A 15428-nucleotide genomic window follows, 5' to 3' on the forward strand; every position below is an offset into this window, starting at 1 on the left:
TATACGGTCATAGATTGGCAAGAAAACGTCCGAATCTGAACGGCGCGATTCAGAAACGAATGTGGATAACTTGTGGTTTTTTCTTATAGGCTGTTACAAAGTTCTGCTGGGACTATTGTTTATTTTAGGCAGTTACTTTCGCTATCTACTAATATGGCTGCTAAACTGCACGACAACTGCCCTTTTTTACATAAGAGGTTACCATCAAGGACTCATGTGTAGAACGATTGAGAGTTATAGTCTTGCGGCAAACTGTTCTCTGAGAGCTTTGCTGATCTCTTTCATTGTGAATCTATCATTGTTTTGCGGTGTTTTAACAAAGATATTTTGAACAGTGGGTTGGAATTGCAACCTTCTTGCACACAAGTTGAAACCGACTAGGGCTGTAAAAAATGTGTTATACGTTAAGGTAGACATTGACTTTTCATTTGTTGATTTGGATGCTGTTTAGTAATATTTTAAAAACACCTGTCAAGTATCTCGCAGACATTCGTAGCATATTGAGTTAAGTAAATGAAATGAGCTCTTTTGGATGAAGTAAATTATGAAATATTAACTGCAAATGCTTACCGCTTTCAAGGTGCTATATATTTGTTAATTTCGTGGGATGATTCCTTGCTGTCATCAATATTGACAGGTGCCCAATTGGCGCGGCGGCCAACAGAGCCAGCAAGTATTAAGGTGATTATGCCAGTCGCAGCCCAAAATACATCAGTCAGCGCTGTGTAATGAAGCCCTTTAAGCCATGCAGTAACAATCCAGTCCCCGGTTACAAATCCATTGGCTAGCGGGACAAGGATCGAAAATAATCCTCCAATAAGCAGGTAAAACCAGATTATTTCATATTCTGTTTTTAGCATAAAGCCCGCCGTAGATAGCGCCAGCCACGATACAAAAAACACAGTCCTTACCAGAAAAACGTGGTTCTCAATATTTTGTATAAGAAGTTCAGCGCTGAACAGAATGGCTGTTGCGGGGAAAAGGCTGAAGGAAATCGCCAGATAGCACAGGGTGACCCTATGATGAAACCGCTTTTGTTGGTCAGTGTACCCTTTTTTATTTCTAGCCTCTTTCCAAAGCAGCACCCCGCTTATAATGACAAAGCAGGTAAACAGGGCTAATAAAAAATAGATTATTTTCAATGCAGTTCCTGCGAAAGTTGCAAAGTGCAGTCTTGAGATCCCAAACAACACAGATTCAGTGTACGTTTTTGTGCCTGGTAATCTATTGGAGATCAATTTTCCGTCCTTTAGGCTGATTGCCACTGAACCATTACCTGCAAAAGTTTTGCTGTTTTCCAAAGAAGCCGAAACGATACCATCTTGCCTGTCATAATGTTTGATCTGCAGGTACGGCAAGTCAAGGTCCGGATTTTGACTTTTAACCTTTTCAAGAAGGCCGGTTATACCTAAATTTTTGGAGGTCCATGGTGAATTTTCGCTCACTTTTACCGCGCGTTCGGGGTAGATATCATCGATTGCTTTTTGCTGATCACCCCCGTAAAATATAACGACCACAGGAAGCAAAACCAGAAATGAAAGCATATAGTAGGCTCCGGTAATTGCATACATCAGCTGGAAGGGCAGGCTCAAAAACCCAAAAACGGTGTGCGCATTTGTCCACAGATTTTTCAGTGACCCCTTCATTGAAAAGCCGTGAAACTTACTGAGCATATTTTGCCAATGGATCATCAGGCCGGTAATTACCGCGAAAGCAAAAAAGAGAGCTACAAAGCCTGAAAGATACCTGCCTAAAAACGGTATCTGGTCGAAAAAATGCAGCCGGTATAGGGTCTCACCAACCGTAGTTTTTTCGTCTTTGAGAAATTCACCGGTGGCAGCAGAATAAATCACATTGTAATGCTGCTCAGGTTTGCCTTTCGGTCTAATCAGATGCCCATAAATCTTAACCAGAGGTCTTTGTGCAGATTCAGTCACAATGGTAATATCTTCTGAGAGGTCAAATGCAGCTTCGGACTTTTTGATGCTGGTGAGCACTTGATCATAGTCAACCCGGCCAGGCACTTTTTGCCGCGCTGACGGATTTTCCCATTGGTAAAACTCATCTTTAAAAAGTGTAAAGGCACCAGCGAAAAATATAATGTACAGCGCAAAACTGATCACAATACCTGAGACAGTATGGATATTGAAGGTAATGTTGTACAGCCCGGGTGATAAACCTTTTAATTTCATATTATTTGAGAAAATAGATTGCTGCTGCGCAAAAAATAACCGAAAGAAGATAGGTGGCCCAAACCCACCAGCCGCTGCGCATCAGAAAGGCAGTAATCATCAGTAATGTCCACAGTAAAAAGACCGAAAATGCGCCGGTAAGAATAATTGCCATTCGGAATGGAAGTATTACCGCCAAAAGCATGTGAAGGGCAACAGCCAAAAAATAACCGCCAAAAATTCCTGCGGTGATTTTTAGCGCCCGCTGGCCGGGTGTTGTAAGGTATTGCTTTTTAGCCGGCATCGTAGATAAGTTCTATCAGTAATAAAACATGCACGATTAGGGCCATACCATAGAAATACTTTTTTCCTAGTACGGCAAAAAGCTGGATCATACCCATGGCCAGCATACTGGCGGCCAAGGCGGTCAAAAGCCCGCCGGCCCAGCCACCGATGCGCACGCATAAGATCGATCCGGCTACCGTAAAGAGTAGTCCTATGAGCCTGAGGCGGCCTACCGCAGGGCGAAACAGAAAGTCCGGGAAATATTTTGACTTGCAGTAAAACAAGTACATTCCCAGCATGATCAGATAGAGTTGGGGCATAAGATTATTTTTCACAAATATTAATATTATTTATACTAAATACAAATAAACAATTACATTTGGCAAAATATTAAATGATCTGCTATGAGAATATCTCTCCTTATTTTACTGGTTCTGATTTGTCAAGTCAATACTTATGGCCAGGGTTTTTCCTTGACAGGTACTGTCAGGAGTGAACAAGACGTTGTTTTGCCTTTTGTATCAATATCTTTAAAGGATACCAAATACGAAACAATCTCAGATGCGGATGGCGTTTTCCGGCTTTTAAACATTGCACCAGGTGATTACAAGCTCACCATTAGCCACGTGGGTTTTAAAACTTTTGAAAAAGACATTAAAATCACCAGCGGTAACAGGGTTGAAAACTGTGTGCTGATAAGCAGTATCAAAGAGCTTGATGAGGTCCTGGTGAAAACTGAAAAACAAAGCCACATTCAGCAAACCAAGCCGATTACCATCAGCAGTGTGGAGATTAAAAATGTGGTGAGCCAGAATGTGCTGATCACCGATATCATTGACCGGCTGCCAGGTGTTCGTATCCGGCGTTCGAGTTCACTGGGAGATCCCTCGGATATCTCCATTAATGGTCTTCGTGGAAATGCAGTCCGGGTTTATATTGATGGTCTGCCGATGGAATTTATTTATCCCAACTTTGATATTTCTACTTTGCCTATTGGGAATCTCAAGCGAATCGATGTCTATAAGGGTGTCTTACCGGTCGATGTGGGAACTGATGCGCTGGGCGGGGGGATTAATCTGGTGACTGAGCAGAAAACTTATAATTCGCTTCGAGCATCTTACAATGTTGGCTCTTACAATACGCACTTGGGTGATTTTGCTTTGGGGCTGGCCAATAAAAAAAACTACTTTATCAATTTGACCGGCGCTGTCAATTATTCAGACAACAGTTACCGGATGGATGCAAAAATATTTGAAGACGGAAATCGCACTGAGCGTATTAAGCGCTTCCATGACCAATATAAAATGTTTTTTGGCGGCATTAGCATTGGCACCCACAGTAAGCCCTGGGCTGACGAGCTGAGACTGTCGATGAACCTATCCGGCGGAAGTAAGGAGCTGCAAAACGGGGCCAGAGTAACCGGGACTGCATTCGGTGAGGCCAAGTATAAGGCCGAAAACATGACCGCAGTTTTAAAATACGAAAAGTCATTCTGGAAACAGCGAGCATTGTTTTCAGCAGCTGCAAATTACAGTCGTCAAACCTTGAATTATGTTGACACGACCAAAAATGTATATAGCTGGAGTGGTAAAATAATTGGAAGAAGAGGGGCGGCAGGTGAGTACTACCAGGCAAATTCGGATACGTACATTCATAGCTGGATCAACCGCAGCAGTCTTACTGTAAACCTTCATGCTAATCACAAGCTACTTTTTTCAAATCTATACGCAAAACAAAAACTGACGGGCATCAATCATCTGGAAGAAGATCCGGCCGATGATTACCTGCGCATCGCTCAGTACCTAACCAAAAATGTGGCAGGGGCACAGTATGATGGTCTATTTTTAAACAGGTTAAGCTTTTCGGCGGCCATTAAAAGGTACGACTACATTTTGGATGGAGCCGAAAATAATACATTTGAGCTCGTTAAAAAGAAGGATGGCATCTGGGGTTGGAATTCAGCGCTCAAATATGATATTGCCAGCGGTATTTTCACCAGAGCATCTTTTGAAAAAGGTTACCTGATACCGCAGTTTGCGCAGTTTGTTGGCAACGGGGCAGATATCGTCCGCAACACAGATCTTCTGCCAGAAAGCAGTGATAACCTAAATGTTGGTGCAGTGATCAGCAGGCCCATCAGCAAGAATCTTAACATTTTTACAAGCGTCAACGGTTTTTACAGAAGCCAGCATGATATTATCTTCATAGGAAATGGTGTGATCAGAAGATACGATAATGCAGATCAGGTACGGACGCTGGGTGTGGAGGGTGATTTAACGCTAAGTTATAAAGATGCATTCAACCTGAAAACGAACTTGACTTTACTGAGCAAAACTTTCACTAAAATGAGGCTGCCAGAAAGCCAGTTTCTGGTTGGTACCGACTTTCCCAATAATCCCAGGTTTTATGGCAACGCTGAGTTATCCTGGCAAAAGCCGGGATTACTGAGTGCTGATGATCGTTTCCGGGCTTACCTATTTTACAACTATATCGCCCCGTTTAACCACATCACTGTTGGCAAAGGAAACAGTATCAAAAATACGCCTGAGGCCTACGTGCCCGTTCAACACCGGCTCGATGCGGGTTTCTCCTATAAGTTCTCTAAACAAGGTCTGACGGCTTCGCTAAATGTGATTAATGTTTTGAATGCCAAGCTTTTTGATAACTATATGGTGCCACGTGCGGGGACAAATTTCAATGTTAAACTGATCTACGAGCTTTCAAACTTTTAGTAACATGCCCGTGCCGGTAGTAACCCCCATAACTCTTTAACAAAATCCAATCCAAAATGAAAAAAAACAATTTTTTACTATCCATTCTTTTTGCATCCACACTATTCTCATGCAGCAGCGACAATAAATCCGGTGCTGAACCCGAATCACTTTATCAGCAGGAAGGCTTTTTACTATCCAGTATTTCGCAGTCCACTGCGGGCTATAGTTATTATGCAGGCTTTTTTTCGCAGCAACCTTCCGGTGAGGTGGATCTGACCAAAAATACCGCTTACAGCACCTTAATGGCCAGGACATCTTACCAGAATTTTATTTATGGAATATCGCTGGATGGAGACAACAAATTATCCAAGCAGGCTATTTTAAAATCCTCAGGGGCTGTGGTGGAAGTAGCCAGCATTCCATTGCTTGATTATTTGCAGGCTGTGCTGATCATCAATGAAAACCTGGGTGCCTACGCGACCAGTGGCAATAGGTCATTGTTCTTGTTTAACCCTTCTACCATGGAAAACCTAGGTCAGATTGACATGACAAAAGCTAAGAATTTTCCTGAGAATGAAGGTAATGTTTATGCTCATTTATCCTACCGTCCTAACGATAACAAGTTATTTGCCTCGCTTTTAACAAACAGCAGCAAAACCGGACAGTTTTATGACGCACCTGATGTATACGTTGAGGTAATCGATATGACGACAAGAAAATGGGAGAAAACAGCCGTTTTTAAACAGGCTACCTATCCGGTTTCACGAGGTTTGGAACATAGCGTTGTAGACGAAGCGGGTAACGTTTACATTACTACGCAAGGTCAGTATGGGCTCGACGGACAACTTGGGGCAAATGCAGCCAAAAGATCCCGGCCTCAGATCTTAAAGATTCCTGCTGGTAAAACCGACTTTGATTCAACTTACGCTTTTAACCCGATCAATGCGGTAGGTCAGCAAAATTCTTCGTTTCAGCTGCTTTTAGGGACTACCTATGATGCCAATGGAATCGCTTACGCCTGCATTTCAGCAGAATCGTACCCTGCCAGATTATTGGAGCTGATCGGTAAATTGGCAGTTAATTCTATTACTGCGGCAGAATATGCCGAACTTTCTAATCTTGCATTTTATAGTCCCGTCCAGCGCTGGGTGAAGCTGGATTTGAATGCACAGACTGCGGCAGTCATTGAGGATTTACCATTGACGGCAGCTTATAGTTATCCAAGCACACATAGATACGATGGCAAGTTTTTTCTTCCGATATACAATCCCAGTATGAATCTGAATGGATTCTACAAACATGATCCTGCGACGGGCAAGTCTGAGAAAATGGTAAATGTTTCCGCAGGCGGAATAGTGACAGATCTGGTAAAGCTATCTAAGTAACAGCGGACATACTGCTAGAAGGACTGGCCGGATCATTTGGGCCGGTCCCCGCTTAATGCTGCTTGATTGGCTCATAAAAGTAAGCTGCTACCGGTGTGTAGTGATTTTAAATTATCGGTTCGGTGGGTCATTTGCAAGATTTGTCAGGATTCAAAAACAAAAACCTGCGAAAGTGCTATTGGATGCCAAACAACCACTGCGGTTAAAGATCGATTTACCTGGACTGAAAAAGCATTTGTTTTCCTTTAAACAGCCTATCAAATCATTATGCGCTAGTCTTTTTTGACAAAGACTTGAAGGCAGAACCTTGCACGACCGGCTGTTGCACCATACAATGAGCGCAAAAACTGTGATCTATATCTAAAAAGAAGTACTTTGTGATTGTTAGCATAGTAACAGGCTGTACGCCCAGAAAGTAAAGGCAGCATCGCATTTGAAACCATATTGCAAAGCTTGACAAACTACCTTCTCTAACTTAGCTCCTTGCAAAACTAGTCAATAACAGTTTATGTGAAATTAAATGTAGAATGCTTTACAAATCAGTTTTAAATGATCCGTAAAGCATCCATAAGTTCAATTAAGTCTTACTGATATCCCGGATTTTGGACGATTTCTTTATTCTGATCACGAACCGCCTGCGGAACCGGATTAATGTACATTTTTTTATGGAAAACATGGGGGTGATTTAGTCCTACAATCTCATAGACCCACTTTCCTTTGTTATCTGCCGGAGATGAATTTGTAATTTTCATACCGTGTAAATCCTTATTCATAACATCCTCTGCTATAACCCAGCGGATGATATCATAGAATCTTTTAGCTTCAAAACAAAGCTCAACACGGCGCTCTCTGCGGATGGCAGCACGCATGGTTTCCTGGGTTAATCCTGCCGGAAGTTCAGGTAAATTGGAGCGTTTTCGGATTGCGTTAATCGCCGAATAAACCGATACATCCGGGCCTGTTGCTTCATTTTGTGCTTCTGCATAATTTAGTAAAACCTCGGCGTAACGGTAATAAACGTAGTTTTGTCCACTTGAAGCGCCGCCTCGTGGTTTTAAAGGGTTTATTTTCTTTTTGAAATAATAACCTGTGTTACCTACATCATCCGTACCAAAATCAATCTGGTTTTTGGAAGGCTTTACTTTATCAATTCTGGTGTAAATCGTATCTGTTTTAGCCATCCAGTCCTGTTTGTAAGGTGCGCCGTCATAAACGATAAAATCATAAAAACGTTTTTCACGATTCACATAAGGATTCTGCGGATCATAACCGGAGCTCGGATCTGAAATCGATTTTCCATTTGCCATGCAAAACTGGTCAACAAGTTCCTGTGTAGGATCGTAATTTCCCCAGGTATAATATACACCGTCAATCCAGACCGGGCCGCCATATTGTTCATAATTGGATCCCATGATCACTGCTACAATTTGTCTGTCCCAGATAATCTCTGAATTGTATTCGTTCTTTTCCCACCACAAAGCAGAAACATCCGGAAATAAACCGTAACTACCGCCATAGGTGTCCATAAATTGTTTGTTGGTTGCAGCCGCTTTTTTCCAACGTTCAGGATCATAATTTCCAAAACTTGCCATTTTGTTTGGATCAGAACCCACCGCGGGAGTCGCCGCGTTAAAGGCCGGACTGGCAGCATACAATTCCAGCCATCCTTTCAAAGCCAGTGCCGCACCCAATGTAGCTCTTCCGGCGTTTGCATCACCATTATTGAATTTAACGGGTAAAGCTTTATTGTTGACAATGCCCTCCAGTTCAGAGGTGATGAATTTAAAAGTTTCCTCAAAGGTGCTTCGTTTGGTGTACAATTCATCGGAAGTCATCGTAGCCCTGTCAAGCGTTTTGGTGATAATCGGCAAGCCGCCAATGTGCATCCATAATTCGCTGTAAAAATAAGCTCTCAAAAATTTGACCTCATCCGTACGCTGTTTTAGATAAGTTTCAGAAAAATTCGCTGAGTTTTCAGCTATTTTCTCCAGAAACAAGTTACACTTTCTGATTTTGTAAAAACCAGCACCCCAGGTCGCATAATCAGTTGAATGGTTGGTAGAATTGGTGATCACTGCCGTGTTATATTCATTGTCCATCGGCGATCCCTGATTTACCGAAGGGTCGACAATTCCCTGTTTCCAGCTATATGACCGCCAGTAAAATCCGGCATCATTATCATCGGTGAAATTGTCAAGATTTTCCGGTGAGTTCCATTTATTGGAAAGATCGTGGTAGATATCATTTAGGAAAATGTCCGCGTTTCCCTCTGATGTCCATTGTGTTGCGTCTGTTAACTGGCTCTTGATATCGTTTTCAAGAAAATCCTCGTTACAGGATGTTATGCAAAGGCTAAACCCGACCAGTATCTTAAAAATGATCTTATTTGTATTTTTCATGTTTTGTTTATTTACGGGAAAATAAAATCAGAAAGTGATATTCAAACCAAGTACATATACCTTTTGGTTAGGATAAGCCGTTTCGCGATCGGTATAGCCGACTTCCGGATCCATGAATTTTAACTTGCTTAAAGTGAACAGATTTTGCCCCGAAGCATAAATTCTTACCGACTGAATTCTCAAAGAATGCATCACACTTTTTGGCAGAGTATAACCGATCGTCGCAGTTTTTAAACGGATATGTGCCGTGCTTGCCCACCAAAAATCTGAATCCTGTGTATTGTTGGCATAAGGTGCCTGTGTGGCTCTGGGGTATCGCGCGTCCTGAGTTGTCGGAGTCCAGTGATTGTCGAAATATTCGTAGCTTGAATTACTATTATTATTGTTGAAAGGAATTGTCTGGAATTGACGGATATCAAGACTGGCCATCGAAGAGCCTTGGAAAAACAGACTTAAATCAATACCATTCCAATTCGCTGTTGGCGTTATTCCGTAGCTTAAAAATGGGTAGACAGGTTTCCCGATAACGGTTTGGTCGTTTGCATCAATCTTACCATCGGGTTTTCCGTCCGGACCACTCAAATCTGCATAACTGATATCGCCAGGATGCAACGTACCAAATTGTGCAACATTGTAGCCATCGTTGCTGTCGATTACGCCGTCGTCATTTTTGTCATCTGCCGTTCCGAATATTCCCAATGCGTGATAACCAAACGGCGTTCCGAACGGCCGGCCGGTTCTGCTGCGGTTTGGATTGTTACGGGTGGCAGCCGTTTCAAAAACCTGCACCATTTTGTTTTTGGAATAACTCATGTTTCCGTTGAAGCCAAGTTTCAATCCGTTCGCAAATTTGTGTGTCGTACCAAGACTGAACTCAAATCCGCCGTTAGTCATAATCCCTGCATTTTCGTCTGCCAGTCCTAAACCGTATTCAACAGGTACACTTACGGCCGGCGGCAAAAGCATTCCTGTTCTTTTTTCATGGAAATAGTCAAATTCAACATTAAGTAGACCTCTCCACAACGAAGCTTCAAAGCCTACGTCTGTTTTGGTAGAAATTTCCCAAGTAATATTTTTATTGGCCTCGTTTGGAATGTAAGAGCCCTGAACCATCGACCCTGTGCCAAGCGCATAGGCATTTCCGTACAAATTGTATCCTGTCAGATATTGAAATGCGGTACCGGCAAGATTCCCTGATTTCCCCCAAGAACCTCTCAGTTTCAGATTATCAACCATAGCCAGGTTTTTCTTGATAAAATCTTCTTCTGATAAGACCCAACCCACAGAAAAAGCCGGGAAATAACCGTAACGTTTGCCCGGAGCAAAATAATAATGCCCGTCGTAACGCCCTGACGCCTCAAATAAATATTTGCCGGCAAAGGCATAACCAAGTCTGTAAACGTAACCGATCTGACTTCCTGTTGATGAAGTTCCTGAATTGTCAAAATCGTTTTTGTTAGAGCTTCCCATGTCAAGCTCATCTACATTGATGGCGTAATTATTCCGTCGCGCAGCGAAAATTTCATAGGTATTGTTCCGTGCTTCTGCAACCAGTAAACCTGTGAAATCATGTTTGCCAAAAGCATTGTGGTAGTTCAGATAGGCCTGGTAGCTGAAAGTTTGTGTTTTTCTGTATTCCTGTCTCAAATAAGTAAAAGACGGAGCGCCACCTTCGGAAGTGGAAATTTCTTTGTTGTAGGTGTAAGGCGTTACATTGGTATTCTGAGTGTAATAATAAAAAGGCGTGTGCCATCCTTTTGTTGTGCGCTGATTTGGGTCATAGCTGAATGTACCCTTTGCGCTCAAACCCTTTACAAAAGGGAGTTTTTGCTCAATAGCGATCGTGGTAAGCAATGTGTTGTTGGTATTTTTCAAATAACCTGCATTCAATACACCAACCGGCGAATTCCCTGCAAATTCTCCCCATAAACCATTGCTGTAATACAGGCTTCGGATCGGAATATATTTAAATCCGTTACGGAAAAGATTTGTTGCCGAAACCGCATCATCAACCGATTTTGTATTTTCAATCGAGCCGATCAGTGCAAGCGAAACAGTTGTTGTTTTGGTAGCCTGCGCTTCCAAATTCAGATTATAGTTGTAGCGGGTATATTTTACCGGATCGAACATCCCGTTCTGCTGCAAAAATCCCAGACCGGCATAGTACTTGATCTTATCTGTTCCACCACTTAGCTGCAAATTATAATTCTGCATAGGTGCGTGCATGTTGACCAGATCTTTGGTATTGCTGATTGGATAAAGATCAGGATCTTTTGCGTTCAAACTGGGATAATTTTCGATCAGGTCATTGGCAAAAGGCTGCTGGGTTCCTGTTGGATTTTCGTTCATATATGCCTCGTTTTTTAACCGCATATAATCCTGGGCTGATAGCAATTTAGGATAGTACGTCGGGGTCTGTGTGCCGTAATAGCTGCTCAGCGACAGACTCGGCGCCCCTGTTTTTCCTTTTTTTGTTGTGATCAATACCACACCATTCGCACCACCCAGACCATAGGGCGCAACCGCAGCTGCATCTTTTAAAATGGATATTGTCTCAATGGCCGTCGGGTCGATCTGGTTGATGTTGTCGCGGATAATTCCGTCCACTACGATAAGTGGTTTATTGTTGCCGGTGGTGCCTATACCGCGTATGTGAATGTCGGGAGAATCCGATCCGGGCTGGCCCCCATTGGGCCGCATGCTGACACCGGCCACTTTTCCGGCCATCGAATTGGAAATGTTTGCAACCGGAGTTTCAGCAATTTCTCCTCCTTTTATAGAAGCAACTGAACCTGTCAATGTAGATTTTTTCTGCGTTCCGTAACCGACGACCACTACTTCGTCAAGCGCTTTTGTATCTGCTTTCAAAGATAAATCCAGCGTTGTGCGGTTGCCTACAACAATTTCCTGTGAAATGTATCCTACAAAAGAAAGTATCAGCGTCGCGCTTGCATCCGGAATATCAAGTTGGAATTTTCCGTTGGCATCCGTTGTCGTTCCACGCTGCGTTCCTTTTAAAATAATACTTACGCCTGGAAGCGGTTCATTATTTTCAGCCGCTTTTATGGTTCCGGAAATATTAATTTCAGCCAGACTAGCGGCAAAAAGCGTTTTGTCTGAAGTCGTTTTCTGCGCTTTTGATAATAAAATCTGGTCATTGCTGACGCGGTACATTATGCCTTTTGGAATTAATAACTGATCCAGAATCAGTCCCAGTTTTTGATTTTCAGCAGCCATATTTACCTGCTGGCCCATATCAAGAAGGTCACTGCTGTACGCAAAGCGTATTTTTGCCCTTTGCTCAAGCTTGGTGAGTGCTTGCTGAAGCGTGACATTTTTCAATTGAATTGTAATGCCTGTGTTCAGTAAATCCTGAGCAGGTGAGTTGTGCGCATAAGCCATCGCCGACAGCAGACCGATGCAGATGAGTTGGTAGAAGGTTAACCGCATGATTTTGAATAGCAATCCATGCCTTGGATGAAGATGTTTTTTCATAATTTTACTGAGAATTGATTAGTGTTGGAAACAACGATCCTGTTAGTCGCCGAAAGGCGATGAATCTGAACTGCACGTTCTTGGGAGTTCCTGGTCATTTTACAATCAGGAGTGTTGCAAGCACTCCTGATTTTTTTTGACAAAGAATTTTGATCCTGTTTTGATAGTTTATCTAAGTCATATAAAAACATATTTAAGGTGTATACATTTTAATCAATTCTTAACCCTTACATCCATCTCCTTTAAGCGTAATTCTGCTTCCGTCAATCTCGTAAGTAGTACCCAGCAGAATGTCGATCATGTCCAGTATTTCAGGTAATCGCTGATGATTAAAATCCACTTTTAGCCTGCATTTTTTGATGTTAAGATTGGCAAATTCAATTTTGATTTTAAAAGTCCTCTGCAAGCGGTTTGCCACTGCAATCATGGGCGTTTCGTTGAAAGCCATTGAAACCGATTGCCAGTTTTGCTGATTGGATGCAGCGTTTTTCAAAAGATTCACTTTTACATTTTGTGACGCCTTCTCGTAAATGGCCTGCTGTTTTGGTTGGAGCACTATTTTTTCCAATTTATTTTTTCCTTTGGGTGTACTGACGCAAACGCTGCCGGTAACAACCGAAACCTGAAAAGTGGATTCGTTATTATTTGCCCGTATGTTGAAGGTTGTGCCCAGCACCAGCGTTTTAACACGCCCACAATTCACGATAAAAGGATGTTTTTTGTCATGACTGATATCAAAAAAACCTTCACCGCTAAAGCGGATCTCTCTGTTTTTTTTAAGCTTAAAATCCTTGGGATGAATCAGACTTGCACCCGGCTGAAGCCATACGATACTATGATCGGGGAGGGTGTAATGGATTATTTTTTTCTGGTTATTTGTAAAAGTGACGAATGGGGAATCAGCATTGGTTTTTGCTGTTGTATTATTTTTTGAGTGGATCTGCAAAAAATAAAGCAAACCAAAAGAAAGGATAATGACAGCCGCTGCGGCCCTGATAAACGTCCAGATACGGAATGTGATCCGGGTTTTTTCAAAGAAAGAACTTTCTGATTGTTGTATTTGACTTTGAATACGCTGGTACAATTCAGATTCGTCGGATGCTGAAAATGATTCGGCCGAATCAAGGTTCAGTTTTTGGTACCATGCATCGACAATGGCCCGCTCCTGGCTGGTGCATGAGTTGGTGAGATATTTTTTTAAGATCTGGGAAGAAGGAATGTCGGAATTCATTTTATGTGTAAGTTTTACACTTGTAAAAACAGGTTTACTTATACAGTCTACCAAATCCTTGTGTATCCCTTACTCAAATATGAATTTATTTTTAAAAAATTGAATCGATTAAATAAAAGACGCGCTGATTAGCATTAAAGCGATATAATCTTTCATTTCAACGCGAAGAATTTTAAGTGCTTTGCTAATGTGCGCTTCAACCGTTTTTTCGGAAATTTCAAGTGTGGCGGAGATTTCTTTCAGGCTGTAACCTTTGCGGCTTAATACAAAAACCTGGCGGCATTTTTCAGGAAGTTTTAGAAGTGATTGTTCGTAAAGCTCATTGAGCAGATTGTAGTCCAGGTATTCACGGGTAACATCATCCAAAGGTGACTCCACTTCTTCAATTGAAGAAACGTGCTGACGCTGCTCTTTGTAGTAGTGGGAGACAATGATGTTTTTCAGCATGCCCAGCAGGTATGCCTGTGCGTTCTTTTGTATATCAAATTTATGTCGGCCAAGCCAGAATTTGAAAAATACTTCCTGTACCAGATCTTCTGCAATCGTTTTAGTACCGGTTTTACGGATTGCGGTGTGAACCAAAAGACGCGCATGTCGTCTATACAACGTGCTGAAAGCCAGCTCGTCGTTATTTTGGCAGATCAGTTTTATCAACTCTTCGTCCGAAAGAAAGTTATGCTGCGTTGTCAATTTTGTTACGAGTATGTGTAAAACTTTTATTGTAATAATTGTAATAAATACACTTAATAGGCAAAGCCGATCATGTACAATTTTTACCTAATGATATTGTATAAAATCTTATACGTCTAAAATTCCTATTTTGGAATCATTTGGAAAACCGGCAGGCATATTTGCAATACTTCTGTCATGCTTCTGCAAGACGCTATTTAATTGCTAAGCGAACCCGTTTGATGAAATAAAATTATTTTAAGAAAAAAATGCATATTAGGTTATGTTGAATTTCTCAATATTGAAGTCACCAGACTAAACCTATATGCGGTCAGTTAATAATTACACTCATGCAAAAGCTTTGCCCAATCTACCATTATCTGCTATCGCTACGCTTAACAGTTGTCTACGGCACTTTGCAGGTAAGCCACTTTCATTTTAAAAGAGAGGGTGGGCTGCACTGCTTTCAAGTGATCCGGATATTCATAGGAAATTAACCTAATGAAGTATAGCCTGTCTGGCATTCCTTATCCAAATGCTGCAATGCCTCATGTCCACCAGCCAACCCGGGAATCAGATTATCTGCTAGCGGGTCCATATCCTTGAACTTAATTCTGTCCGCATTAATCCTGTTGTTATCTCGCATTTATATCAGTTGAAGGGTTATCGAGTCAGGGTATACACTGACCGTGCGTATTATCTTTCAACGACTAGGGTGCTTAGCATGTACTGGCAAGGGTATTTTGCAAAAGAAGTCTTTTTGTAGGTATTATAGGGAACATTGATATTCCAGGGCATTAATGGAAATTTTAGAAAATACAATCATTTAACTGATAACAGCCATTTTGACCAATGTTTCCTCTATCCGGTTGGTCTTTCAAATAATGTTATATGTATAGCTACATCCCCTAGATAATCCGTATATCAATCCTTTCATTCATGGCCAGCAGCTGCGTTTGCTATGGGTTATCGGACCGCTGGTCTGCACTGCATGGGAATGGTACTCTGGCTTTATAATCTGATTTTCTGATTATAGAAGCGATTATTGATCTTTCTGATTTGAATCCGCATTTACCTAC

At 41.9% G+C, this 15428-nt stretch carries 10 protein-coding genes; 2 read left to right on the forward strand and 8 right to left on the reverse strand.

Features of this window, described 5'->3' with window-relative positions; genetic code table 11:
- Nucleotides 1–575: 575 nt before the first annotated feature.
- From LXL81_RS05630 to LXL81_RS05640, 3 genes are read right to left on the reverse strand one after another with little or no spacing between them, the layout of a single operon-like run.
- The gene (locus LXL81_RS05630; RefSeq protein WP_234645734.1) at nt 576–2192 is read right to left on the reverse strand and encodes a PepSY domain-containing protein; all 1617 of its coding nucleotides are present in this window, start codon (nt 2190–2192) and stop codon (nt 576–578) included.
- A gap of 1 nt (nt 2193) precedes the next feature.
- Entirely contained in the window at nt 2194–2475 is a 282-nt protein-coding gene (locus LXL81_RS05635) for a hypothetical protein (protein WP_234645735.1), read from the reverse strand.
- Complete coding sequence (locus LXL81_RS05640) at nt 2465–2776, reverse strand: hypothetical protein (RefSeq protein ID WP_234645736.1); 312 nt, start codon at nt 2774–2776, stop codon at nt 2465–2467. The genes LXL81_RS05635 and LXL81_RS05640 overlap by 11 nt, the downstream gene beginning before the upstream one ends.
- A gap of 84 nt (nt 2777–2860) precedes the next feature.
- On the opposite strand from LXL81_RS05640, the gene LXL81_RS05645 reads away from it, so the two are divergent.
- Nucleotides 2861–5188 carry a TonB-dependent receptor gene (locus LXL81_RS05645; RefSeq protein ID WP_234645737.1) on the forward strand — a complete coding sequence of 776 codons (2328 nt, stop codon included), beginning with the start codon at nt 2861–2863 and terminating at the stop codon, nt 5186–5188.
- Between the two features lie 56 nt (nt 5189–5244).
- A complete protein-coding gene (locus LXL81_RS05650) occupies nt 5245–6555 on the forward strand; it encodes a hypothetical protein (protein WP_234645738.1) in 1311 nt (436 codons plus the stop codon).
- 584 nt (nt 6556–7139) lie between these two features.
- Here LXL81_RS05650 and LXL81_RS05655 read toward each other — a convergent pair.
- The 5 genes from LXL81_RS05655 to LXL81_RS05675 all read right to left on the reverse strand — a co-directional run bounded on the left by LXL81_RS05655 (nt 7140) and on the right by LXL81_RS05675 (nt 14995).
- Nucleotides 7140–8954: a RagB/SusD family nutrient uptake outer membrane protein gene (locus LXL81_RS05655; RefSeq protein WP_234645739.1), complete on the reverse strand. Its 1815-nt coding sequence runs from the start codon at nt 8952–8954 to the stop codon at nt 7140–7142.
- 27 nt (nt 8955–8981) lie between these two features.
- Nucleotides 8982–12449, reverse strand: coding sequence for a TonB-dependent receptor (locus tag LXL81_RS05660; protein WP_234645740.1), 3468 nt, complete (start codon nt 12447–12449; stop codon nt 8982–8984).
- A 220-nt stretch (nt 12450–12669) separates the two neighbouring features.
- The gene (locus LXL81_RS05665) at nt 12670–13680 is read right to left on the reverse strand and encodes a FecR family protein (protein WP_234645741.1); all 1011 of its coding nucleotides are present in this window, start codon (nt 13678–13680) and stop codon (nt 12670–12672) included.
- Between the two features lie 108 nt (nt 13681–13788).
- Nucleotides 13789–14370: an RNA polymerase sigma factor gene (locus LXL81_RS05670; RefSeq protein ID WP_234645742.1), complete on the reverse strand. Its 582-nt coding sequence runs from the start codon at nt 14368–14370 to the stop codon at nt 13789–13791.
- Nucleotides 14371–14842: 472 nt separating this feature from the next.
- Entirely contained in the window at nt 14843–14995 is a 153-nt protein-coding gene (locus tag LXL81_RS05675; protein WP_234645743.1) for a hypothetical protein, read from the reverse strand.
- Nucleotides 14996–15428: the final 433 nt, after the last annotated feature.

The organism is Dyadobacter sp. CY356 (assembly GCF_021440195.1).
Taxonomy (GTDB): domain Bacteria; phylum Bacteroidota; class Bacteroidia; order Cytophagales; family Spirosomataceae; genus Dyadobacter.

Coding starts and splice junctions, on each gene's coding strand:
- LXL81_RS05640 (WP_234645736.1), bottom strand. CDS start 2,776: ATGCCCCAACTCTATCTGATCATGCTGGGAATGTACTTGTTTTACTGC.
- LXL81_RS05650 (WP_234645738.1), top strand. CDS start 5,245: ATGAAAAAAAACAATTTTTTACTATCCATTCTTTTTGCATCCACACTA.
- LXL81_RS05630 (WP_234645734.1), bottom strand. CDS start 2,192: ATGAAATTAAAAGGTTTATCACCCGGGCTGTACAACATTACCTTCAAT.
- LXL81_RS05660 (WP_234645740.1), bottom strand. CDS start 12,449: ATGAAAAAACATCTTCATCCAAGGCATGGATTGCTATTCAAAATCATG.
- LXL81_RS05645 (WP_234645737.1), top strand. CDS start 2,861: ATGAGAATATCTCTCCTTATTTTACTGGTTCTGATTTGTCAAGTCAAT.
- LXL81_RS05675 (WP_234645743.1), bottom strand. CDS start 14,995: ATGCGAGATAACAACAGGATTAATGCGGACAGAATTAAGTTCAAGGAT.
- LXL81_RS05655 (WP_234645739.1), bottom strand. CDS start 8,954: ATGAAAAATACAAATAAGATCATTTTTAAGATACTGGTCGGGTTTAGC.
- LXL81_RS05665 (WP_234645741.1), bottom strand. CDS start 13,680: ATGAATTCCGACATTCCTTCTTCCCAGATCTTAAAAAAATATCTCACC.
- LXL81_RS05635 (WP_234645735.1), bottom strand. CDS start 2,475: ATGCCGGCTAAAAAGCAATACCTTACAACACCCGGCCAGCGGGCGCTA.